Origin of the sequence: Aquincola sp. J276, assembly GCF_024700035.1 — a bacterium.
GTDB lineage: Bacteria > Pseudomonadota > Gammaproteobacteria > Burkholderiales > Burkholderiaceae_C > Aquincola > Aquincola tertiaricarbonis.
In genome coordinates this window covers 312,616-332,474 of sequence record NZ_JAJONC010000001.1, presented here as the reverse complement: position 1 = coordinate 332,474, position 19,859 = coordinate 312,616, and the positions used below count along the sequence as shown (strand labels likewise).

Annotated in this window: 24 protein-coding genes and 1 pseudogene; 7 read left to right on the top strand and 18 right to left on the bottom strand. The window is 69.7% G+C overall.

The features are described from left to right. Window positions 1-6 precede the first annotated feature (6 nt). The gene (locus tag LRS14_RS01630; protein ID WP_083440596.1) at window positions 7-183 is read right to left on the bottom strand and encodes a DUF3563 family protein; all 177 of its coding nucleotides are present in this window, start codon (window positions 181-183) and stop codon (window positions 7-9) included. A 155-nt stretch (window positions 184-338) separates the two neighbouring features. Then, window positions 339-1,061, bottom strand: a complete 723-nt coding sequence (locus tag LRS14_RS01625; RefSeq protein ID WP_257798340.1) for a pirin family protein — start codon at window positions 1,059-1,061, stop codon at window positions 339-341. Between the two features lie 93 nt (window positions 1,062-1,154). Here LRS14_RS01625 and LRS14_RS01620 point away from each other — a divergent pair, with 93 nt between their 5' ends. The 3 genes from LRS14_RS01620 to LRS14_RS01610 are packed head-to-tail and all read left to right on the top strand — an operon-like array spanning window position 1,155 to window position 3,462. Next, a complete protein-coding gene (locus LRS14_RS01620; protein WP_046113503.1) occupies window positions 1,155-2,147 on the top strand; it encodes a LysR family transcriptional regulator in 993 nt (330 codons plus the stop codon). 2 nt (window positions 2,148-2,149) lie between these two features. Continuing rightward, on the top strand, window positions 2,150-3,070 hold the full coding sequence (gene gluQRS, locus LRS14_RS01615) for a tRNA glutamyl-Q(34) synthetase GluQRS (RefSeq protein ID WP_257798339.1): 921 nt from the start codon (window positions 2,150-2,152) through the stop codon (window positions 3,068-3,070). 35 nt (window positions 3,071-3,105) lie between these two features. Continuing rightward, window positions 3,106-3,462, top strand: coding sequence for an FKBP-type peptidyl-prolyl cis-trans isomerase (locus LRS14_RS01610; RefSeq protein WP_046113501.1), 357 nt, complete (start codon window positions 3,106-3,108; stop codon window positions 3,460-3,462). A gap of 65 nt (window positions 3,463-3,527) precedes the next feature. On the opposite strand, the gene LRS14_RS01605 is transcribed toward LRS14_RS01610, so the two are convergent. After that, window positions 3,528-4,928, bottom strand: coding sequence for a DEAD/DEAH box helicase (locus LRS14_RS01605; RefSeq protein WP_257798338.1), 1,401 nt, complete (start codon window positions 4,926-4,928; stop codon window positions 3,528-3,530). A 299-nt stretch (window positions 4,929-5,227) separates the two neighbouring features. Beyond that, entirely contained in the window at window positions 5,228-5,806 is a 579-nt protein-coding gene (orn, locus tag LRS14_RS01600; RefSeq protein WP_257798337.1) for an oligoribonuclease, read from the bottom strand. Between the two features lie 52 nt (window positions 5,807-5,858). Here orn and LRS14_RS01595 point away from each other — a divergent pair, with 52 nt between their 5' ends. Then, entirely contained in the window at window positions 5,859-7,130 is a 1,272-nt protein-coding gene (locus tag LRS14_RS01595; RefSeq protein WP_257798336.1) for a M48 family metallopeptidase, read from the top strand. Then, the gene (rsgA, locus tag LRS14_RS01590; protein ID WP_046113499.1) at window positions 7,127-8,056 is read left to right on the top strand and encodes a ribosome small subunit-dependent GTPase A; all 930 of its coding nucleotides are present in this window, start codon (window positions 7,127-7,129) and stop codon (window positions 8,054-8,056) included. Before LRS14_RS01595 ends, rsgA begins: the two co-directional genes overlap by 4 nt. A gap of 12 nt (window positions 8,057-8,068) precedes the next feature. Here the strand turns inward: rsgA and LRS14_RS01585 are convergent, their stop codons facing one another. From LRS14_RS01585 to rpsP, 6 genes are all read right to left on the bottom strand, one after another. Next, window positions 8,069-9,058 (bottom strand): CobD/CbiB family protein, encoded by a 990-nt coding sequence (locus LRS14_RS01585; RefSeq protein WP_046113498.1) that lies wholly within the window; start codon window positions 9,056-9,058, stop codon window positions 8,069-8,071. A 24-nt stretch (window positions 9,059-9,082) separates the two neighbouring features. Continuing rightward, the gene (locus LRS14_RS01580; protein ID WP_046113622.1) at window positions 9,083-9,775 is read right to left on the bottom strand and encodes a CoA pyrophosphatase; all 693 of its coding nucleotides are present in this window, start codon (window positions 9,773-9,775) and stop codon (window positions 9,083-9,085) included. Between the two features lie 78 nt (window positions 9,776-9,853). Next, window positions 9,854-10,207, bottom strand: a complete 354-nt coding sequence (gene rplS, locus LRS14_RS01575; protein WP_046113621.1) for a 50S ribosomal protein L19 — start codon at window positions 10,205-10,207, stop codon at window positions 9,854-9,856. A 111-nt stretch (window positions 10,208-10,318) separates the two neighbouring features. Then, window positions 10,319-11,074 carry a tRNA (guanosine(37)-N1)-methyltransferase TrmD gene (trmD, locus tag LRS14_RS01570; protein ID WP_257798335.1) on the bottom strand — a complete coding sequence of 252 codons (756 nt, stop codon included), beginning with the start codon at window positions 11,072-11,074 and terminating at the stop codon, window positions 10,319-10,321. A gap of 13 nt (window positions 11,075-11,087) precedes the next feature. Further along, on the bottom strand, window positions 11,088-11,648 hold the full coding sequence (gene rimM / locus LRS14_RS01565; RefSeq protein WP_257798334.1) for a ribosome maturation factor RimM: 561 nt from the start codon (window positions 11,646-11,648) through the stop codon (window positions 11,088-11,090). A gap of 17 nt (window positions 11,649-11,665) precedes the next feature. After that, window positions 11,666-11,914 carry a 30S ribosomal protein S16 gene (gene rpsP / locus LRS14_RS01560; RefSeq protein ID WP_046113495.1) on the bottom strand — a complete coding sequence of 83 codons (249 nt, stop codon included), beginning with the start codon at window positions 11,912-11,914 and terminating at the stop codon, window positions 11,666-11,668. 203 nt (window positions 11,915-12,117) lie between these two features. Here rpsP and LRS14_RS01555 point away from each other — a divergent pair, with 203 nt between their 5' ends. Next, the gene (locus LRS14_RS01555) at window positions 12,118-12,657 is read left to right on the top strand and encodes a GNAT family N-acetyltransferase (RefSeq protein WP_257798333.1); all 540 of its coding nucleotides are present in this window, start codon (window positions 12,118-12,120) and stop codon (window positions 12,655-12,657) included. Window positions 12,658-12,664: 7 nt separating this feature from the next. Continuing rightward, window positions 12,665-13,108, top strand: a complete 444-nt coding sequence (locus LRS14_RS01550) for an NINE protein (protein ID WP_046113493.1) — start codon at window positions 12,665-12,667, stop codon at window positions 13,106-13,108. Between the two features lie 380 nt (window positions 13,109-13,488). Here the strand turns inward: LRS14_RS01550 and LRS14_RS01545 are convergent, their stop codons facing one another. The 8 genes and pseudogenes from LRS14_RS01545 to hda all read right to left on the bottom strand — a co-directional run bounded on the left by LRS14_RS01545 (window position 13,489) and on the right by hda (window position 19,795). Next, window positions 13,489-14,499 (bottom strand): inorganic phosphate transporter, encoded by a 1,011-nt coding sequence (locus LRS14_RS01545; protein WP_257798332.1) that lies wholly within the window; start codon window positions 14,497-14,499, stop codon window positions 13,489-13,491. 13 nt (window positions 14,500-14,512) lie between these two features. Beyond that, on the bottom strand, window positions 14,513-15,160 hold the full coding sequence (locus LRS14_RS01540) for a DUF47 domain-containing protein (protein WP_046113491.1): 648 nt from the start codon (window positions 15,158-15,160) through the stop codon (window positions 14,513-14,515). 89 nt (window positions 15,161-15,249) lie between these two features. After that, a complete protein-coding gene (locus LRS14_RS01535; protein WP_257798331.1) occupies window positions 15,250-15,876 on the bottom strand; it encodes a deoxynucleoside kinase in 627 nt (208 codons plus the stop codon). Between the two features lie 17 nt (window positions 15,877-15,893). Further along, window positions 15,894-16,259 (bottom strand): DMT family protein, encoded by a 366-nt coding sequence (locus LRS14_RS01530; RefSeq protein WP_046113489.1) that lies wholly within the window; start codon window positions 16,257-16,259, stop codon window positions 15,894-15,896. Between the two features lie 34 nt (window positions 16,260-16,293). Next, a complete protein-coding gene (folK, locus tag LRS14_RS01525; protein ID WP_404977567.1) occupies window positions 16,294-16,794 on the bottom strand; it encodes a 2-amino-4-hydroxy-6-hydroxymethyldihydropteridine diphosphokinase in 501 nt (166 codons plus the stop codon). A gap of 11 nt (window positions 16,795-16,805) precedes the next feature. After that, window positions 16,806-18,458, bottom strand: coding sequence for a polynucleotide adenylyltransferase PcnB (pcnB, locus tag LRS14_RS01520; RefSeq protein WP_257798329.1), 1,653 nt, complete (start codon window positions 18,456-18,458; stop codon window positions 16,806-16,808). Then, window positions 18,455-19,124, bottom strand: a pseudogene (locus tag LRS14_RS01515) (HAD family hydrolase). The gene pcnB and the pseudogene LRS14_RS01515 overlap by 4 nt, the downstream one beginning before the upstream one ends. Further along, window positions 19,121-19,795, bottom strand: coding sequence for a DnaA regulatory inactivator Hda (gene hda, locus LRS14_RS01510; protein WP_046113486.1), 675 nt, complete (start codon window positions 19,793-19,795; stop codon window positions 19,121-19,123). The pseudogene LRS14_RS01515 and the gene hda overlap by 4 nt, the downstream one beginning before the upstream one ends. Window positions 19,796-19,859: the final 64 nt, after the last annotated feature.

The following is a 19,859-nucleotide window of genomic DNA, read 5'->3' as shown; positions in this document are numbered from 1 at the left end:
GGAAACTCAGGCCGTGCCGTGCGACATCAGGCCGCCCCACTGCGGGTTCATGCGGCGGTCGTCCAGCTCGCGCATGCGGCGCTCCAGGTCGTAGATGTCGACCGACTCGGCCAGATAGGCTTCGTCCAGGGCGGCGGGTTCGGGGCGCATGAGGTCATGCAGCATTTCGATGATCTTGGTCATTACTATCTCTCTTTCGACTCAGCAAGAGGGTCGGTCTAAGTGCTAACCCTTAGACCTAGTGTAAACCCTAGGTCAAACCCTTGCCGGCGGAGGTGTGGGGCGTTTGCCTCACTGCTTGGCCCACTGCGCCGGCGACAGGGGGAAAGCGCACGGTTTCAAGGAGCCAGCGCGAACACCAGCACCTCGGCATCGCGGCCGTTGGCCAGCGTCAGCAGCGACTCGCCTTGCAGCTGCGCCGCGTCGCCGGCCTGCAGCGTCAGGCCGTTCACCTCCAGCTGGCCACGGGCCAGGTGCACATAGGCCAGGCGCGCCGGGTCCAGCGCCAGCTGCGCCCGCTCGCCCGCATCGAACAGCCCGGCGTAGATGCGTGCGTCGGCATTCAGCGTCACCGCGCCGTCTTCACCGCCGGGCGCCGCCAGCAGCCGCAGTCGGCCGCGTTTGCTGTCGGCGTCGAAGTGCTTCTGCTCATAGCCAGGCGGCAGGTTGCGACGCTCGGGCAGCAGCCAGATCTGCAGGAAGTGCGTCGTGCCGTCCTTCGAGTGGTTGAACTCGCTGTGGCGCACGCCGGTGCCCGCGGTCATGCGCTGCACGTCGCCGGGCCGGATCACGCCACTGTGGGCGCCGCTGGCGGTGCCGTTGCCCATGCTGTCCTGGTGCGCGAGCGCGCCGTCCAGCACGTAGCTGACGATCTCCATGTCCCGGTGGCCGTGGGTGCCGAAGCCGGTCCCGGGCGCCACGCGATCCTCGTTGATCACCCGCAGGTTGCCCCAGCCCATGTGCGCCGGGTCGTGGTAGTCGGCGAACGAGAAGCTGTGGTGGCTCTTGAGCCAGCCGTGGTCGGCATAGCCCCGGTCTTCGCTCTTGCGCAGGGTGATCATGGTGCGGACTCCTTGTGTGAATCCAATGTAGGAGTCGCGGCCCGCCGCTCCAGCCGGCCTTGCTTGAAGCGTCCATTCAAATAAGATGAAGGCATGCCCGACCGCCGCAGCGCTCTCACGCCCGATGCCCTGACGATGATGGACACCATCGGCCGGCTCGGCAGTTTTGCGGCCGCCGCGCGGGAGCTGGGCAAGGTGCCTTCGGCGCTGACCTACAGTGTGCGCCAGCTGGAAGACGCGCTGGACGTGCTGTTGTTCGACCGCCGTTCAGGCCAGGCCCGGCTGACCGCCGCGGGCGAGGAACTCCTCAACGAGGGCCGCCGCTTGCTGGCCGAGATGGACGCGGTGGCCAACCGGGTCAAGCGCGTGGCCACCGGCTGGGAGTCCTCCCTCACCATTGCGGTGGATGGCGTGATCTCCCGCCTCACCATGTTCGAATTGTGCGAATCCTTCTTTGCGATGCGCCCCGACGACGGCCAGGGCGGGCCGGGCACGCGGCTGCGGCTGCGCACCGAGGTGCTGGCGGGCACCTGGGAAGCGCTGGTTTCGGGCCAGGCCGACCTCGCGATCGGGGTGGGCACCGGGGTGGCGCCGCCGCAGGGCATCGCGATGAAGCCGCTGGGTGGCATGGACTTCGTGTTCACCGTGGCGCCGCACCATCCGCTGGCGGCAGTGGAAGGACCGATCAGCGATACCGAGCTGATCCGCCACCGCGCGGTCGCCGTGGCCGACTCGGCGCACCGCCTGTCCCCGCTGACGGTGAACCTGCTGCCCGGGCAGGACGTGTTCACCGTGGCCAGCACCCAGGCCAAGATCGAGGCGCAGATCCGCTGCCTGGGCTGCGGCTTCCTGCCCGAGCCCTTGATCCGCGAGCATGTGAACGCCGGCCGGCTGGTCATCAAGCCGGTGCAGCGCGAGCGCAGCCAGGTGCTGCTGGGCTACGCCTGGCGCACCACCGCCGCGCCGCAGCCCAGGAAGGCGCCGCAGGGCCTGGCGCTGGCCTGGTGGCTGGAGCAACTGGAAAGCCCGGCCACCCGCCTGGCGCTGCTGGAGCGGCACATGGGCCTGCCGCAACGGGTGGACTGACGGTGGCCGCCGGCCCCGGCGCCGCAGCGGCCTACCGCGGCCGCTTCGCGCCCTCGCCCACCGGCCTGCTGCATGCCGGGTCGCTGGTGGCCGCGCTGGCCAGCTGGCTGGACGCCCGCGCGCACCGCGGCGCGTGGCTGGTGCGCATCGAGGACGTGGACACGCCCCGCTGCGTGGCCGGCGCCGACCACGCCATCCTCGACCAGCTGCAGCGCCTGGGCCTGGTGGCCGACGAAGCGCCCTGGTGGCAATCCCGGCGCGGCGACGCCTATGCAGCCGCCTTGCAGGCGCTGCAGGCGGCCGGTGCGGTGTATCCCTGCGGCTGCACCCGCAAGCAGATCGAAGCCGCGCTGGCGGCGGCCGGCCATCCGCCCGAGCGCTTCGGCGAGCTGGTGTACCCCGGTACCTGCCGCCAGGGCCTGAACGGCAAGCCGGCCCGCGCCTGGCGGGTGCGGTGCGGTACCGAGGCGCAGCCGCTGCACATCGGCTGGCATGACCGCCGCCTGGGCGACGCGCACCAGGACCTCACGCACGAGGTGGGCGACTTCATCGTGCGCCGGGCCGACGGCCTGTGGGCCTACCAGCTGGCGGTGGTGGTGGACGACGCGGCGCAGCGCATCAGCGACGTGGTGCGCGGCGAGGACCTGGCCGACAACACGCCGCGCCAGATCCACCTGCAGCGGCTGCTGGGCCTGCCCACGCCGCGCTACCTGCACACGCCGCTGGTGCTGGCGCCGGACGGGCACAAGCTGTCCAAGCAGAACGGGGCCGCGCCGCTGGCGCTGGGCGCGCCCGGGGAGGTGCTGCAGGCGCTGCGGCAGGCCGGCCAGGCGCTGGGCCTGCCACCGCTGGCCGCCGCCCACCGTGACGCCTGGCTGGCCGAAGCCACCGCGGCCTGGGCGCGCATCCACGGGCTGGCATGATGTGGGGCTGACAACACAAGAAGGACGCTCCGATCATGGTCACCACCTCCTCCGGCCTGCAGTACGAAGACACCGTGCCGGGCACCGGCGACGAAGCCCGCGCCGGCCAGCATGTCACCGTGCACTACACCGGCTGGCTGCATGACGCTGCCGCCCCCAACCAGCGCGGCCGCAAGTTCGATTCCAGCAAAGACCGCAACGACCCGTTCCAGTTCGGCCTGGGCCAGGGCATGGTCATCCGCGGCTGGGACGAAGGCGTGCAGGGCATGAAGGTCGGCGGCACGCGCGTGCTGACGATCCCCGCCGACCTGGGCTATGGCGCCCGCGGTGCCGGCGGCGTCATTCCGCCGAACGCCACCCTGGTGTTCGAGGTGGAGCTGCTGGGCGTCTGACGCACCGGCCCCGCCAAAGAAAAAGGGCTCGCATTGCGAGCCCTTTCTTCATGGCCGGAGCGCGATCAACGCTGGCGCGGCGACGACTTGAAACCGCCGCCGTTGCGCGGGCCGCCGAAGGCCGGACGGTCGCCGCCACCCGAGCGGAAGCCGCCCTTGTTGAACGGACGGCCACGCGGGCGGTCGCCACCGGCGCCACCACCGAAGCCACCTTCACGGCGCTGCGTGAACAGGCGCGGGGCGGGCTTCTGCGGCTCCAGGCCGGCAATGGTCGCCACCGGGATCTGCTGGGTGGTGAACTGCTGGATGCGGCGGATCATGCCGGCGTCCGGCGCCTCGGCCAGCGTGATCGCCAGGCCATTGCGGCCGGCACGGCCGGTACGGCCGATGCGGTGCACGTAGTCCTCGGCCTTCATCGGCAGGCCGTAGTTGATCACGTGGCTGATCGTCGGCACGTCGATGCCGCGGGCGGCCACGTCGGTGGCGACCAGCACGCGCAGCTGCTTGTTGCGCAGGCCCTGCAGCACGCGGGTGCGGCGGCCTTGCGGCATGCCGCCGTGCAGCGAGGCGACATGGTGGCCCATGTCGGCCAGGCGGTCGGCCAGCCAGTCGGCATCACGCTGGGTGCTGGTGAACACCACGGCCTGCTCCATGTCGCGCTCCGACAGGATCTGGTCCAGCAGCGCATTCTTGTGCTGGCCGTTGTCGGCCCAGTGCAGGCGCTGCTCGATGTTCTCGTGCGTGTCGGTGTGCGAGGCGACGTCGATCGTCTGCGCATCGTCGCGCAGCAGTTCGGCGGCCAGGCGGCCGACGTGGCCGGCGAAGGTGGCGCTGTACATCACCGTCTGGCGCTCTTGCGGCAGCGATTCGGCGATGTGGCGGATGTCGTCGATGAAGCCCATGTCCAGCATGCGGTCGGCTTCGTCCAGCACCAGCATCTCGACGTTCGCCAGGATGGCCTTGCCGCTGGCCATGTGGTCCATCAGGCGGCCAGGGGTGGCGATCAGCACGTCCAGCGGGCCGCGCAGCGCCTTCAGCTGGGCGCCGTAAGGCACGCCGCCGACGATGGTGGCCACGCGCAGGCCCTGCACGTGGGTGCCGTAGGTGGAAGCGGCCTTGGAGACCTGCATCGCCAGTTCACGGGTCGGCGTCAGCACGAGGATGCGCGGGCCGTGGACCACGCCCTTCTCGCGGCGCTTGCCGTCGCCGCGGGCGGCCAGCACGCGGGTCAGCGCCGGCAGCACGAAGGACGCGGTCTTGCCGCTGCCGGTGCTGGAGGACACGCGCAGGTCCTGGCCGGCCAGCGCCGGCGGAATCGCGCGGCCCTGCACTTCGGTCGGGGTGGTGTAGCCGGAATCGGCCACGGCGCGCACCAGGGCGGCGTGCAGGCCCAGGGTGGCGAAACCGTTGGTCTCGCCGTCGCCCGCGGGGATGTCGGCTGCGGGGATGTTGGCTTCAGTGAACATGGAACTCTTTCTCTTCTCTCGGCGCGCAGCACAAAGCTTGCGCGGGCTGCACGGACGGTGCAGCCGGGTCAGGTCGCAGCAACAGGAACGCTCGACGGGCAACTCTGAGTGAGTGCCGCACAGTGACAAACGGGCCCAAGCGACGGCATCGCCGCCGACCCGCGCCCCGAGAGGGGCTTCCGGGCTGATTGCCCGGCCACAGAGTCAGTGGGGATGAACGAAACGGCTGGCAGCAACCACCAGCCGAAGCGCGGATTCTACTGTGAATCCGGGTTTTTACCAAGCACCCCGCTGCAATTTCACGCCGGGTCGACGGAAAGCAGGTGATTGCGGTAGTACGCCAGCTCGTCTATGGACTCGTGGATGTCGGCCAGGGCGGTGTGCGCCTGCGCCTTCTTGAAGCCGCCGAGGATGCCGGGCTTCCAGCGCTTGGCCAGTTCCTTCAGCGTGCTGACGTCCAGGTTGCGGTAGTGGAAGAAGGCTTCCAGCGCCGGCATGTAGTTGGCCAGGAAGCGGCGGTCCTGGCAGATGGAGTTGCCGCACATCGGGCTCTTGCCGGCGGGCAGGTACTGCGCAAGCCAGGCGATGACCTCGGCCTCGGCATGCGCCTCGTTCACGGTGGAGGCCTTGACCCGCTCGGTCAGGCCGCTGCGGCCGTGCGTGCCCTTGTTCCAGGCGTCCATCGCGTCCAGCGTGGCGTCGCTCTGGTGGATGGCGAACACCGGGCCTTCGATGCGCACCTGCAGCTGCGGATCGGTGACCACCACCGCGATCTCGATGATGCGGTCGGTGTTGGGGAAGAGACCGGTCATCTCGAGGTCGATCCAGATCAGGTTCTGGTCGCTCTTGGCGAGGCTGGGAGTCGTGGTGTCGGTCATGGCACGGCGGGTCTGGGAAAGCGGTCGATTGTCGCAGCCCTACACTTCGGCCATGCAAGCCCTCCTGCTGTCTCTGCTCTTCGCCGCCGCGCTGCTGGCGTCGATGGGCGTCAAGTTCTGGCTCGCATCGCGCCAGATGCGCCACGTGGCGGCACACCGCGACGAGGTGCCCGCCGATTTCGCCAGCACGGTGACCCTGACCGCCCACCAGCGCGCGGCCGACTACACGCTGGCCAAGGGCCGCTTCGGCCTGCTGTCCACGGCTTTTTCCACGCTGGTGCTGCTGGGCTGGACGCTGCTGGGCGGGCTGGATGCGCTCAACGGCTGGCTGCTGGAAGCGGTGCAGCCGCGCTGGGGCGACATGGCCTACCAGCTCAGCCTGCTGGTGGCCTTCGCGCTGGTCGCTGGCGCGCTGGACCTGCCCTTCGACCTGTACAACACCTTCCGCATCGAGCAACGCTTCGGCTTCAACCGCATGACCTGGCGCATGGTGCTGGGCGACATGCTCAAGGGCCTGGCGGTGGCAGCGGTCATCGGCCTGCCGCTGGCGGCCCTCATCCTGTGGATCATGGGCGCCACCGGCAGCCTGTGGTGGCTGTGGGCCTGGGCCGCCTGGACGGGCTTCCAGCTGCTGCTGCTGGTGCTGTATCCCACGCTGATCGCGCCCCTGTTCAACAAGTTCGAGCCGCTGCCCGACGAATCGCTGAAGGCGCGCGTGCAGTCGCTGATGCAGCGCTGCGGCTTCGCCGCCAAGGGCCTGTACGTGATGGATGGCAGCCGCCGCTCCGCCCATGCCAATGCCTACTTCACCGGCCTGGGCGCGGCCAAGCGGGTGGTGTTCTTCGACACGCTGCTGTCCAAGCTGTCGCCCGGCGAGGTGGAAGCGGTGCTGGCACATGAGCTCGGCCACTTCAAGCACCGGCATGTGCAAAAGCGCATGGCGGTGATGTTCGGCCTCAGCCTGGCCGGCTTGGCGCTGCTGGGCTGGCTGTCGCAGCAGGCCTGGTTCTATACCGGCCTGGGCGTGCAGCCCAACCTCGGCGCGCCCAACGATGCGCTGGCGCTGCTGTTGTTCCTGCTGGCGCTGCCGCCCTTCACCTTCCTGCTGGCGCCGCTGACGGCGCGCAGCTCGCGCAAGCACGAGTTCGAGGCCGACGCCTACGCCTGTGCACAGGCAAACGGCCGCGACCTGGCGAGTGCGCTGCTCAAGCTGCATGAGGACAACGCCTCCACGCTGACGCCCGATCCGGTCTACGTGCGCTTCTACTATTCGCATCCGCCCGCCACCGAGCGGCTGGCCGCACTGCGGCTGCACGGCGCATGACGGCCGCTTCCCGGCGCGCCGAGCACGACACCGGCCTCATCGTCGCCGCCCACGGCCGCCACTTCATCGTCGAGACGCCGGAAGGCCGGCGGCTGACCTGCCATCCGCGCGGCAAGAAAAGCGACTGCGTGGTGGGCGACCGCGTGCGCTGGATGCCCACTGGCTCCGGGGGCGACGACGAAGGCGTGATCGAGAAGATCGAGCCGCGGCGCAACCTGCTGTTCCGGCAGGACGAGTGGAAGACCAAGAGCTTCGCCGCCAACCTCGACCGCATCATCGTGCTGGTGGCGGGTGATCCGATGTTCAGCGAGTCGCAGCTCACGCGCGCGCTCATCGCCGCCGAGGCGGCGGAGATCGACGTGTGCGTGGTGCTCAACAAGGCCGACCTGCCGCAGGCGGCGCTGGCCCGTGAGCGCCTGGCGCCCTACCGGGCCATGGGCGTGGAGGTGCACGACAGCTCCATCAAGCACGACGCCGAAGGCGCCCGCGCCCTCTTCGCGCCGCTGCTGGCCGGCCGCACGACGCTGGTGCTGGGCCCCAGCGGCACCGGCAAGAGCACGCTGATCAACCTCATGGTGCCCGAGGCCGCGGCGCAGGTGGGCGAGATCTCCACCGCGCTGAATTCAGGCCGCCACACCACCACCACCACGCGCTGGTACTGGGTGGACCGTGACGCCGGCACGGCGCTGATCGACTCGCCGGGCTTCCAGGAATTCGGCCTGCAGCAGATCGACGTGCAGCGCCTGCCGCGGCTCATGCCCGACCTGGCGGCGCACCTGAGCGAATGCCGCTTCTACAACTGCACCCATCGCCAGGAGCCGGGCTGCGGCGTGCGGGCGGCGGTCGAGCGCGGCGAGATCAGCCCCTCACGCTGGCGCATCTACGGCGAGCTGTTCGACGAGCTCTCGCGCAGCAGCCACCGCTGACCGCAGCAGGCTTCAGCCCAGCACGTTGGCCAGAGACAGCAGCGCCACCAGCAGCATCCACAGCACCACCGATCGCCACACCAGGCCCACCAGGCTGTGCAGGTGGCCCAGCTGCGGCGGCAGGCCGGGCGTGGTGCCCTGCGCACGTACCGCCTCCGGGTCGACGCCGCTCTCGAAGGTCTTGGAGCGGTCCGGCGTGATGCCCGGCGCCCAGCCGCCACCCAGCTGCACGTTCAACGCCCCGGCGGCGGCCGACAGGATGATGCCTTCGTTGACATGCAGCCACAGGCCGGCGTCGCGCCGCCACACGTTGATGGCTTCCTCGAAGTTGCCGACCACCGCGAAGCCGAAGGCCGTCAGTCGCGCCGGCACATGGTCGATCAGCGAGAACATGCGCTGCGAGATCTCGCGCAGCCGGTCGTTCGACGGCGCTTGCAGCGCACGCTGCTTGTAGGCCCAGTAGCGGCTGGCGAATTCGGCCATGCGGTACAGCACCGCCCCCGCCGGCCCCAGGCCGAAGGCCGAGAGCACGATGAAGCAGAAGAACACGCCCAGCACATGCCGGTGCGCGGCCAGCAGCGAATGCTCGATCACGTGGCGCATCAGCTCTGTGCGCGGCAGCTCGCTGGCGTCCAGGTGGCGCCACTCGGCCAGCAGGCGCCGCGCCTCGTTCTCCTGGCCGCGGTCCAGTGCGTCGCGGATGTCGGTGAAGTAGTGGCTGAACTGCCGGAAGCCCAGCGTGAGATACAGCGTGGCCACGTTGAAGGCCAGTGCCAGCAGCAGGCTGTAGTGGGCGATGGCGGCATGCAGGCCCCAGGCCACCAGGGCGGGCGCGATCACGGTCACGCCCCACACCACCCAGGCGTGATGGGCCTTGCCCGCGTCGAAGTTGCGACCGCTCCAGCCGACCCATGAGATCAGCGAATCGTGCACCCAGTTGTCACGCGGCAGCGGCTTGAGCTGTTCGATCAGCAGCGCAAAAAGGACGGCGAAGAAACTCATCGCCGGCGATGATAGCGACGACAACTACGCTGCCAGAAAGCGATAGAGGTTGCGCAGCATGGAGGCTGTTGCGCCCCAGATGAAAAAAGCCTGCTGCCGGCCATCGGCGGCCGGTCCTTCCCAGTGCATCGACAGGAAGTGGCGTTCGTGGCCCTCGTATTCGAAGCGGTGCCGGCGGTGGTTGGCCGGCGTCATCAGGAAGGCCAGCGGCACCTCGAAGGCCTCGGCCACCTCGAACGGATCCAGCGTCAGCTCGAACCCGGGCCGCACCAGGCCCACCACCGGCGTGACCACGAAGTTGGTGACGGTGCTGTAGGGATGCAGCAGGCCCATCACCTCCACATGCTGGCGCTGCAGGCCCACCTCCTCCTGCGCCTCCCGCAGCGCGGTGTCGACGGCGTCGGCGTCGGTGGGCTCGGCGCGGCCGCCCGGAAAGCTCACCTGGCCCGCATGGTCGCGCAGGTGCGCGGTGCGCTGCGTCAGCAGCACCGACAGGCCCTGCGGCCGGTCCACCAGCGGCACCAGCACCGAAGCAGCGGCCGGCGCGCGCTCGGACTGGCCGCCGTCACCCGTGAACTCGGGCGTCCAGCCGCGGGCCTCGGCGAAGCGTTCGCGCAGCGCTGAAGCGGTGAGCAAGGCCGGGTCGATGGGCGGCAGTGCGTCGTCGATGGCGACGATGGGCACGGCCCGGGGGTCTCGGATGATCGGTCGGGGCATGGCGTCGGCGAGCATAGGCTGCAAACGACAAAGCCGCCCGGAGGCGGCTTTGCGAGGCGGTGAGGACCGCGGCGACGATCAGGACAGCTTTTCCTTGATCCGTGCCGACTTGCCGGAGCGCTGGCGGAGGTAGTACAGCTTGGCGCGGCGCACGTCGCCGCGGCGCTTGACTTCGATGCTGGAGATCAGCGGGCTGTACAGCTGGAACGTACGCTCCACGCCTTCGCCACTGGAGATCTTGCGCACGATGAAGCTGCTGTTCAGGCCGCGGTTGCGCTTGGCGATGACCACGCCTTCATAGGCCTGCACACGCTTGCGGGTGCCTTCGACCACGTTGACGCTGACGATCACCGTGTCGCCCGGCGCAAAGGCCGGAATGGTCTTGTTCAGGCGAGCAATTTCTTCTTGCTCGAGGGTTTGGATCAGGTTCACGAAATTCTCCAGGTGATCTTGCCGGCGCGTGGTGTTCGTGTGCGGTGCCGGGCCCACGAGGGTGGAGCTGCCAGCACCGCGCCCGGTAGAGGATCGGTGAAAAGCCTGCGATTATATGCTGAGACTCGACAGGTAATGCTCGTCGGCCTTCGACAGCCGTCCTGCGGCCCGTGCGGCCGCGATCAGCTCCGGTCGCCGGCGCGCGGTGAGCTCCAGCGAACGCTCGCGCCGCCAGCGTGCGATGTGCGCATGGTGGCCCGACAGCAGCACCGCCGGCACCGGCACCTCCTCGCCGTCGTGCAGCCAGCTCTCGGGGCGGCTGTAGTGCGGGCAATCGAGCAGGCCGTCCTCGGAAAAGCTGTCCTGCTGGTGCGAGGCCGCGTCGTTCAGCACGCCGGGCTGCAGGCGGGCAATGGCATCCAGCAATGCCATCGCCGGCAGCTCTCCGCCGGACAGGACGAAGTCCCCCAGGCTCAGCTCGACATGCGGATGGCGGTCGAGAAAACGCTGGTCGATGCCCTCGTAGCGGCCGCACAGCAGCACGGCGCCGGGCCCGGCAGCCATCTCGCGCACCAGTGCCTGCGTGATCGGCCGGCCGGTGGGCGAAAAGTGGATCAGCGGCACCGCATCGCCGCGCTGCTGCCGAACATCGGCCAGCGCACGCGCCAGCGGGTCGGCCAGCATCACCATGCCGGGGCCGCCACCGAAGGGCCGGTCGTCGATGCGGCGGTAGGTCCCTTCCCCGTACTCGCGCAGCGGCCACAGGCGCACGTCCACCAGGCCGGATTCATACGCGCGACGGGTCACGCCCAGCGACAGCTGCGGGGCGAACAGTTCGGGAAACAGCGTGAGCACGTCGAAGCGCATGGCGTTCGGCGGCTCAGTAGTCCAGGCCCCAGTCGACGGTGATGCGGCGGGCGGGCAGGTCGACCTGGTCGACATAGGCGTCGACGAAGGGGATGAGGCGCTCGGAAGCTTCGGCTTCCGTGTCGTCCGGCACGCCGGCCGGCCGCACCTTCAACACACTGTGCGGGCCGGTGCTGAGCAGGTCGGACACCACGCCCAGCTGCACGCCTTCGCGATTGACCACTTCCAGGCCGATCAGGTCGACCCAGTAGTACTCGTCGTCGTCGGGCGTGGGAAAGCTGCTGCGCGAGACGAACACCTGCGCGCCCTTGAGTGCCTCGGCGGCATTGCGGTCGGGCACTTCCTGGGCGGTGGCGACGACGGCGTCGCCCTGCTCGCGGGCGCCGGTGATCTTCAAGAGCCGGTGACCCGGTTCGATGAACCAGCGCCGCGAGGAGAACAAGGCCTTGGGATCGGACGCATAGGGCAGCACCTTCAGCGCGCCCTTGACCCCCCAGGGCCCCAGGATCCGGCCGACCTCCACCGCATCGTCGGGCCAGGCGGGATCGCCGGGCGCGTGGGCGGTGGTGTCCATCGGCCGGTATCCCGGACTCAAGCGGCGGTCTTTGCGTTGCCGACCAGGCGCTCGACGGTGGGCGACAGCTGGGCGCCGACGCCCTTCCAGTACGTCACGCGGTCGTGCGCGACGCGCAGCGACTCGGCGGCGCCGGAAGCCACGGGGTTGTAGAAGCCCACGCGCTCGATGAAGCGGCCGTCACGGCGCTCACGCGAGTCGGCGACGACGATGTTGTAGAACGGGCGCTTCTTTGAGCCGCCACGGGCCAGACGGATGACAACCATTGTGTTTCCTCGGAGATTCCTGCGAATCGACCGCCTCACCGGGGAGACACCACCAGGTCTGGCAATCGTTGAAAGGCGCCGCTTGCGAAGACTGCAAGCCGGGCACCACGGTTCGGTTCTGTAGATACGCCAAAAGCAGCCAGCGGGCTTGCACCCGACAACCACCGGCCAGCGCCGAAACCGCGCATTATAAACTGTTGCGCATGACCAATCTGTTGATCCGTGCCAGCACGGCGCATGACCTGCCGGCCATCACGGCCATCTACCAACATGCGGTGCTGCACGGTACCGGCACCTTCGAGCTGGAAGCACCCGACGAAGCCGAGATGGCCAAGCGGCGCGAGGCGGTGCTGGGCAATGGCCTGCCCTGGCTGGTGGCCGAGCGCGACGGCCAGGTACTGGGTTATGCCTATGCCAACTTCTTCCGGCCCCGCCGCGCCTACCGCTTCTGCCTCGAGGACTCGATCTACCTGCACGAGCAGGCGCGGGGACAGGGCGTGGGCAAGTTGCTGCTGGTGGAGCTGATGGCCCAGTGCGAGGCCCGCGGCGCGCGGCAGATGCTGGCGGTGATCGGCGATTCGGCCAATGCGGGCTCGATCGGGGTGCACCGCAGCTGCGGCTTCGAGCACACCGGTGTGTTCAAGGCCTCGGGCTGGAAGTTCGGCCGCTGGCTGGATGTGGTGCTGATGCAGCGCGCGCTGGGCGGGGGCGATGCCACGCCGCCCACCGACTCCGACGATTAAGCCGGCGATGGTCAGCTACAAGTCGAAGACGCTGGCCACCTGGCTGGCCCTGTTGCTGGGCAGCCTGGGGCTGCACCGCTTCTACCTCCATGGCTGGCGCGACCGCTGGGGCTGGTTCTACTGCGTGCCCACGCTGCTGGGTGTGCACGGCCTGCAGCGGGTGCAGGAGTACGGGCTGGACGATCACGTCAGCTGGGTGCTCATTCCGCTGCTGGGACTGATGGTGGCGCAGGCAATGCTGACCGCCATCCTTTACGGACTGACGCCGGACGAGCGCTGGGATGCCCGCCACAACCCGGGCCAGCCGGTGCATCCCACCCGCTGGGCGCCGGTGCTGGGCGCGGTGGCGGCCCTACTGATCGGCGCCGGCGTGCTGATGGCCACCATCGCGTTCAGCGGCCAGCGCTACTTCGAATACCAGGTGGAAGAGGCGAAGAAGATCAGCCAGTAGATGTTGGCACCCGGTCCGGCGCCTGCGGCGCCGGTCCACCCGCCAAGCGGGTTGCCCGGCCGCCTTCGGAGCGGCCGGGCGTCGGCCGCGGGGGCACCCGGTCCGGCGCCTGCGGCGCCGGTCCACCCGCCAAGCGGGTTGCGCGGCCGCCTTCGGAGCGGCCGGGCATCGGCCGCGAGGGCACCCGGTCCGGCGCCTGCAGCGCCGGTCCACCGCCAAGCGGGTTGCGCGGCCGCCTTCGGAGCGGCCGGGCGCCGGCCGCGGGGGCACCCGGTCCGGCGCCTGCGGCGCCGGACCACCCGCCAAGCGGGTTGCGCGGCCGCCTTCGGAGCGGCCGGGCGTCGGCCGCGGGGGCACCCGGTCGGCGCCGGGTCGTTGCGTCACAGCACCTGCAGGCCCAGCCAGTAGAAGACGGCGGCGATGAAGGCGGACGCGGGAATGGTGAAGATCCAGGCCCAGACGATGTTGCCGGCCACGCCCCAGCGCACCGCGGATGCGCGGCGCACCGAGCCCACGCCGACGATGGCGCCGGTGATGGTGTGGGTGGTGGACACCGGCACGCCCAGCGCGGTGGCGAAGAACAGCGTCATCGCGCCGCCAGTCTCGGCGCAGAAGCCGCCCACCGGCTTCAGCTTGGTGATCTTCTGGCCCATGGTCTTGACGATGCGCCAGCCGCCGAACATCGTGCCCAGGCCGATGGCGATATAGCAGGTCCAGATGACCCAGGTGGGCGGCATCGCGTCCGTGGCGCTGGCATAGCCGGTGGCGATCAGCAGCATCCAGATGATGCCGATGGTCTTCTGCGCATCGTTGCCGCCGTGGCCCAGGCTGTACAGCCCGGCCGACACCAGCTGCAGCCGCCGGAACCAGTTGTCCACCCGCAGCGGCGAGCTGCGCCGGCACGCCCAGGCCACCGCCACCATCATCAGCGAACCCAGCAGGTAGCCCAGCAGCGGCGAGACGAAGATGAAGGCGACCGTCTTCAGCACGCCGCCCGACTCCAGCGCACCCACGCCCGACTTGGCGATGACCGCGCCAACGATGCCGCCGATCAACGCATGGCTGCTGCTGGAAGGAATGCCGTACCACCAGGTGATGACGTTCCAGGCGATGGCGCCCACCAGCGCCCCGAACACCACATAGTGGTCGACGATGCCCGGCTGCACGATGCCCTTGCCCACCGTGGCCGCCACGCTGAGGTGGAAGACGAACACCGCGATCACGTTGAAGGTGGCCGCGAACACCACCGCCTGCTGCGGCTTGAGCACGCCGGTGGACACCACGGTGGCGATGGAGTTCGCCGCATCGTGGAAGCCGTTCATGAAATCGAAGGCCACTGCCAGCACCACCAGCAGCACCACCACGCCGAAACTTACCTGGACCGCATCCATCGCGCAGCCGGTCTCACGAGTTCTCGAGGACGATGCCCTCGACGAGATTGGCCACGTCCTCGCAGCGGTCGGTGATCGATTCGAGCTGCTCGTAGATGGCCTTGAGCTTGATCAGCTCGCGCACGTCCGGCTCCTCGCGGAACAGCTTGCTCATCGCCGCGCGCATCACGCGGTCGGCATCCGACTCCAGCTTGTCGATCTCCTCGCAGGTCTTGAGCGCAGCCTCCACCACCGTGTGGTCCGACAGCTTGGGCAGCAGCGTGACCACGTGCGCCACGCGGTCGCAGCACTTGGCGCTGAGGTCGCCCAGGCGCAGCACCTCCTCGGTCATCGCGCGCACGTCGTACAGCTGCATGGTCTCGGTGGCGTCCTGCAGCAGGTCCAGCACGTCGTCCATCGCATTGATCAGGCCGTGGATTTGCTCCCGGTCGATGGGGGTGATGAAGGTCTTGTGCAGCAGGCGGTTCACCTCGGCGGTGATGCGGTCGGCGCTGCGCTCGGCGGCATTCACCTCCGCGGCGTACTGCTCGCGCAGCGTGAAGTCGGCGTAGTGCTCGATCAGGCGCGTGAAGGCACGTGCGCCTTCGGCGATCTGCTTGCCGTGTTCATTGAAGAGTTCGAAAAAATTGCCCTCGCGGGGCAGCAGCTTGCCGAACAGCATCGGTCGGTTCCTCGGGGATCGGGACGCGGGCCGCGGTTGTCACAAGACAGTCACGCCACGGTCACATGGACACAGGGCGCGCAGTGTAGCTACATGGCCTCGCGCGGCCCCTGGAACTGCCGCAGGCGCTGCAGCAGCCGATCCAGGTCCTGCGGCCGCTCCAGTGGATTGAAGCGGGTGGTGTCGATGGCCAGCACCGGCAGCAGGGGCTCGCGCTCGAACCAGGCGCCGTAGGCCGCGGCCAGCGACTGCAGGTAGGCCGCATCGATGCCCTGCTCCATCGGCAGGCCGCGCCGCGCGATGCGGCCCAGCAGCGTGTCGGCATCGGCCTGCAGCCAGATCACGAGGTCAGGCCGCGGCATTTGCGGCGCCATGGCCTGGTGGATCTGCAGGTACAGCCGGTATTCGTCGTCCGACAGCGTGAGCCGCGCGAACAGCGCGTCCTTCGCGAACATGAAGTCGCTGACGATGCGCGGCGTGAACATGCCCGGTTGGGCCAGCTCGCGGTACTGCTCGATGCGCTGGAACAGGAAGAAGAGCTGCGTCTGCATCGCGTACCTGGGCGCATCGGCGTAGAAGCGCTCGAGGAACGGGTTGTCATGCGGCCGCTCCAGCAGCAGCTGCGCGCCCAGCCGCTCGGCCAGCAGCCGGGCCAGCGTGCTCTTGCCCGCCCCGATGGGGCCTTCGATGGCGATGTGCCGCAACGCGTCCAGCATCGCCGCGCGGGCTGCCTTCAGCCCCGGAAGATGAAGTACACCGCGCCGACCAGGCACAGCCCGGCCCACAGGTAGTCCAGCTTCAGCGGCTGGCCCATCACCACCACCGCGAACGGCACGAAGACCGACAGGGTGATGACCTCCTGCGCGATCTTGAGCTGTGCCAGCGTGTAGCCGCCCTGGTAGCCGATGCGGTTGGCCGGCACCTGCAGCAGGTACTCGAACAGCGCGATGCCCCAGCTGATGAGCGCCGCGATCCACCACGGCCGGTCGGCCAGGCTCTTCAGGTGCCCGTACCAGGCATAGGTCATGAATACGTTGGACAGCACCAGCAGGCCGAAGGTCTGCACCGACAGCGGCAGCTGCGACAAGCTCGCAAACATCGTGTGGAATCCTGGGAGAACGGGTGGGGGGCCGCTAGGGCAGCCGCTCGATCGGCTGGCCGGTGCAGCTTGCCAGCAAGGCGCCGACCGTGCCCAGGCCAGCAATCTCCAGGCCCGGCGCCAGCTCCTGCAGCGGCGCGAGCACGAAGGCCCGCTCATGCAGCCGGGGATGCGGCAGCGTCAGTCGATCGTCGTGCTGCGCATGCTGGCCCACCAGCAGCAGGTCCAGGTCCAGCGTGCGCGGCGCGTTACGGTAGGGGCGCTGGCGGCCGTGCCGCTGCTCGATGGCCTGCAATGCATCCAGCAGCGCCTCCGGCGCCAGCGTGCTGCGCAGCTCGGCCACGGCATTCAGGTAGTCGGGACCATCGGCGTCGACCGGCGCGGTGCGGTAGAAGCCGGAGGCCCGCACCAGCACGATGCCGGGCAGCGCGGCCAGCCCGGCCAGCGCAGACTGCAGCGTGGCGCGGGCATCACCCAGGTTGGCCCCCAGGCCGACGAACACGCGGTCGTCGGCCGATGGGACGCCGCCGGTCATCGACATCCGGCTCAGGCGTTGTCGCCCGCGGGCGCGGCGGCGTCGCCGGAAGCACCGGCCTCGCCCGCCACGGCGGCACCGGCCGGCTTGCGGCGGCGGCGGCGGCGCTTGCGCGCGGGGGCGCCTTCGGCCTCCATCGCGGGCAGTTCGTCTTCGTCCTCCGGGCTGTCGGCGGCGTCCGTGGCCAGCGCCTCCTCGCCCGCGGGTGCCGACTTGCGGCTGCGCGGCGGCTTGGCCGCGCCGGAGGCCGGCGCCCGGCGCACCTTGCTCTGCTGTTCACGTGCGGCGGCCAGCAGCGCATCACGCTCCTCCGGCGTCCCCAGCGAGAAGTCCTCCCACCATTCGGCCAGCGCCGGATCCACCTCGCCGGCATCGGCGCGCAGCCGCAGGAAGTCGTAGCCGGCGCGAAAGCGCGGCTGCTCCACCAGCGAGAACGGCGCGTTGCCGGTGCGGCGCTCGAAGCGCGGCTGCATGCCCCAGATCTCGCGCATGTCGGTGCCCAGCTTGCCGCGGCCGGAGATGTCGCCCACGCGGGCGTCGAACACCGCGTCCACCGCCTGCATCAGTGCCGGGAACGGCGCCTCGCCCGCCTCGCGGCCACGGTGCCAGCCGGCCAGCACTTCGTGCCAGAGCAGGCAGGCCAGCAGGAAGCTGGGCGCCACCGGACGGTCTTCCGACACGCGGCGGTCGGTGTCGGCCAGCGCCAGTTCCACGAACTTGCGGCGCGCCGCATGCTCGGGCTTGTCGGCGCCGGGCCCGATCAGCACGTCCAGCATCGGGAAGCGGCTGCCCAGGCCCTGCTTGCGCAGCTCTTCCACGCTGGCCACGGCATGGCCGGTCTGCAGCAGCTTGATGGTCTCGTCGAACAGGCGCGAGACCGGGATGTTGTCCAGCAGCGCGGCCATCTCGCCGATGGGCGCGCGGGTCTTGGGCTCGATCTGGAAGCCCAGCTTGGCCGCGAAGCGCACCACCCGCACGATGCGCACCGGGTCTTCGCGATAGCGCGTCACCGGGTCGCCGATCATGCGCAGCACCTTGCGCTCGATGTCCTTCAGGCCGCCGTGGTAGTCCACCACGATCTCGGTCACCGGGTCGTAGTACATCGCGTTGACGGTGAAGTCGCGGCGGGCGGCGTCCTCGATCTGCGGACCCCAGACGTTGTCGCGCAGCACCCGGCCGGCGGCATCCACCGCATGGCTCTTGCCAGCCAGCTCCGACTTCGACGTCTTCTCGTTGCCGGCCACCGCTTCGGCGGCGCTGTTGTCCAGGTAGGCGCGGAAGGTGGACACCTCCACCACCTCGTGCTCGCGTCCGCGGCCGAAGATCACGTGCACGATGCGAAAGCGCCGGCCGATGATGAAGGCGCGGCGGAACAGTGCCTTCACCTCCTCCGGCGTGGCATTGGTGGCCACGTCGAAGTCCTTGGGCCGGCGGTTGACCAGCAGGTCGCGCACCGCGCCGCCGACGATGTAGGCCTCGAAGCCGCCGTCCTTCAGCGTGCGCACCACGCGCACGGCGCGTTCGTCCAGCAGTTCAGGGTTGATGCGGTGCTCGCTCGCGGGCACCTCCACGCGCTTGCCCAGCGGCACCTTGCCGGCCGCGGCCTTGCCGGCCTTGGCGGAGGAGGTCTTGCCCAGCAGCCTGTCGATGAAGGTCTTGATCATTCGAAAAGTCTCAGGATGCGCCAGCCGCGCTCCCGCGCGATGGCTTCGAGCGCAGCGCTCGGGTTGGTGGCGACGGGCTCGGTCGCCCATTCGAGCAGCGGCAGGTCGTTGGTCGAATCGCTGTACACCGTGATGCGGTCGAAGTCGCCGCGGCCGCGGCCCCTGCCCGGCCAGCCAGGCCTCCACCCGCGGCACCTTGCCTTCGCGGTAGGACGGGATGCCGCGGATGCCGCCGGTGGCGCGGCCCTGCGCATCACGCTCCAGCTCCACCGCGATCAGCGTGGGCACCTCGAAGGCGCGCGCGATGGGCTGGGTGACGAACTCGTTGGTGGCGGTGACGATGGCCAGCAGGTCGCCTGCCTGCGCATGGCCCCGGACCAGCGCATGCGCCTGCGGATGCAGCACCGGGCGGATGGCTTCGTCGAAGAAGCGCACGCGGCCGGCCTCGATCTCGTCGAACGGACGGTCGCGCCAGGGCGCGGTGGAAAAGCGCACATAGGCCTGCAGGTCCAGCCGGCCGGCCAGGTAGTCGGCGAAGAAGCGGTCGTTCTCGGCCTGGAAGGCGGCGCCGTCGGCCCAGCCGGTGCGCACCATGAACTCGCCGAAGGCGTGGTCGGAATCGATGGGCAGCAGCGTGCCGTCCAGGTCGAACAGGGTGAGGTTCATGCGGCGGCGCCTTCCTCGCTGAGCATCAGCTTGAGCAGCGGCACGGTGATGGCGCGCTGCTGCGCCAGCGCGAAGTCGTCGAGTCGGTCCAGCAGGCCCATCAGGTCTTTCATGTCGCGCGAGAAGCGGCTCAGCACGTAGTCCATCACGTCGTCGGAGAGAAAAATGCCGCGGCGGTCGGCCTCGCGGCGCAGCGCGGCGCGGGCCTCGGCCTCGGCCAGCGGCTGCAGCGCGAACACATGGCCCCAGCCCAGGCGGGTGCGCAGATCGTCGCGCACCGGCAGGTCCACCGGCGGCAGGCGGCCGGCGGCCACCAGCTGCACGCCGTGGCTCATGGCCTCGATGAACAAGGTGAACGCGCCGTGCTGGCGGGCCGCCTCCAGCGCATCGGCCTCGTCGATCACGATCAGCGACCAAGTGTCGTCGAATTCGAACGGCAGCGGCGACGCGGCATTGAACCAGCCGGCGCGCTCGCCTCGGTCCTGCGCCGCCAGGATGAGCGCATGCAGCAGGTGAGTCTTGCCGCTGCCCGGCGGGCCCCAGAGGTACACCGGTGCGGCAGGCGATTGCAGCGATTGCAGGTGCGCCACCGCCGGCGCGTTGGCACGGGCCAGGTAGCTCTCGAAGGTTTGCGGGGGTCGCGGCCCGAAAGCCAGCGGCAACTGTCTCATCTGGTCTGCGTCGCCCGGCGCAGTGCCGCGCGCGAAACGGCGGATTGTAAGGAAGGCGGGCCGC

Excerpts from the sequence above, each read along its gene's own strand:
- LRS14_RS01630 (WP_083440596.1), bottom strand. The coding sequence starts at position 183 with ATGACCAAGATCATCGAAATGCTGCATGACCTCATGCGCCCCGAACCC.
- LRS14_RS01625 (WP_257798340.1), bottom strand. The coding sequence starts at position 1,061 with ATGATCACCCTGCGCAAGAGCGAAGACCGGGGCTATGCCGACCACGGC.
- LRS14_RS01620 (WP_046113503.1), top strand. The coding sequence starts at position 1,155 with ATGCCCGACCGCCGCAGCGCTCTCACGCCCGATGCCCTGACGATGATG.
- LRS14_RS01610 (WP_046113501.1), top strand. The coding sequence starts at position 3,106 with ATGGTCACCACCTCCTCCGGCCTGCAGTACGAAGACACCGTGCCGGGC.
- LRS14_RS01605 (WP_257798338.1), bottom strand. The coding sequence starts at position 4,928 with ATGTTCACTGAAGCCAACATCCCCGCAGCCGACATCCCCGCGGGCGAC.
- orn (WP_257798337.1), bottom strand. The coding sequence starts at position 5,806 with ATGACCGACACCACGACTCCCAGCCTCGCCAAGAGCGACCAGAACCTG.
- LRS14_RS01595 (WP_257798336.1), top strand. The coding sequence starts at position 5,859 with ATGCAAGCCCTCCTGCTGTCTCTGCTCTTCGCCGCCGCGCTGCTGGCG.
- rsgA (WP_046113499.1), top strand. The coding sequence starts at position 7,127 with ATGACGGCCGCTTCCCGGCGCGCCGAGCACGACACCGGCCTCATCGTC.
- LRS14_RS01585 (WP_046113498.1), bottom strand. The coding sequence starts at position 9,058 with ATGAGTTTCTTCGCCGTCCTTTTTGCGCTGCTGATCGAACAGCTCAAG.
- LRS14_RS01580 (WP_046113622.1), bottom strand. The coding sequence starts at position 9,775 with ATGCCCCGACCGATCATCCGAGACCCCCGGGCCGTGCCCATCGTCGCC.
- trmD (WP_257798335.1), bottom strand. The coding sequence starts at position 11,074 with ATGCGCTTCGACGTGCTCACGCTGTTTCCCGAACTGTTCGCCCCGCAG.
- rimM (WP_257798334.1), bottom strand. The coding sequence starts at position 11,648 with ATGGACACCACCGCCCACGCGCCCGGCGATCCCGCCTGGCCCGACGAT.
- rpsP (WP_046113495.1), bottom strand. The coding sequence starts at position 11,914 with ATGGTTGTCATCCGTCTGGCCCGTGGCGGCTCAAAGAAGCGCCCGTTC.
- LRS14_RS01555 (WP_257798333.1), top strand. The coding sequence starts at position 12,118 with ATGACCAATCTGTTGATCCGTGCCAGCACGGCGCATGACCTGCCGGCC.
- LRS14_RS01550 (WP_046113493.1), top strand. The coding sequence starts at position 12,665 with ATGGTCAGCTACAAGTCGAAGACGCTGGCCACCTGGCTGGCCCTGTTG.
- LRS14_RS01545 (WP_257798332.1), bottom strand. The coding sequence starts at position 14,499 with ATGGATGCGGTCCAGGTAAGTTTCGGCGTGGTGGTGCTGCTGGTGGTG.
- LRS14_RS01540 (WP_046113491.1), bottom strand. The coding sequence starts at position 15,160 with ATGCTGTTCGGCAAGCTGCTGCCCCGCGAGGGCAATTTTTTCGAACTC.
- LRS14_RS01535 (WP_257798331.1), bottom strand. The coding sequence starts at position 15,876 with ATGCTGGACGCGTTGCGGCACATCGCCATCGAAGGCCCCATCGGGGCG.
- LRS14_RS01530 (WP_046113489.1), bottom strand. The coding sequence starts at position 16,259 with ATGTTTGCGAGCTTGTCGCAGCTGCCGCTGTCGGTGCAGACCTTCGGC.
- folK (WP_404977567.1), bottom strand. The coding sequence starts at position 16,794 with ATGACCGGCGGCGTCCCATCGGCCGACGACCGCGTGTTCGTCGGCCTG.
- pcnB (WP_257798329.1), bottom strand. The coding sequence starts at position 18,458 with ATGATCAAGACCTTCATCGACAGGCTGCTGGGCAAGACCTCCTCCGCC.
- hda (WP_046113486.1), bottom strand. The coding sequence starts at position 19,795 with ATGAGACAGTTGCCGCTGGCTTTCGGGCCGCGACCCCCGCAAACCTTC.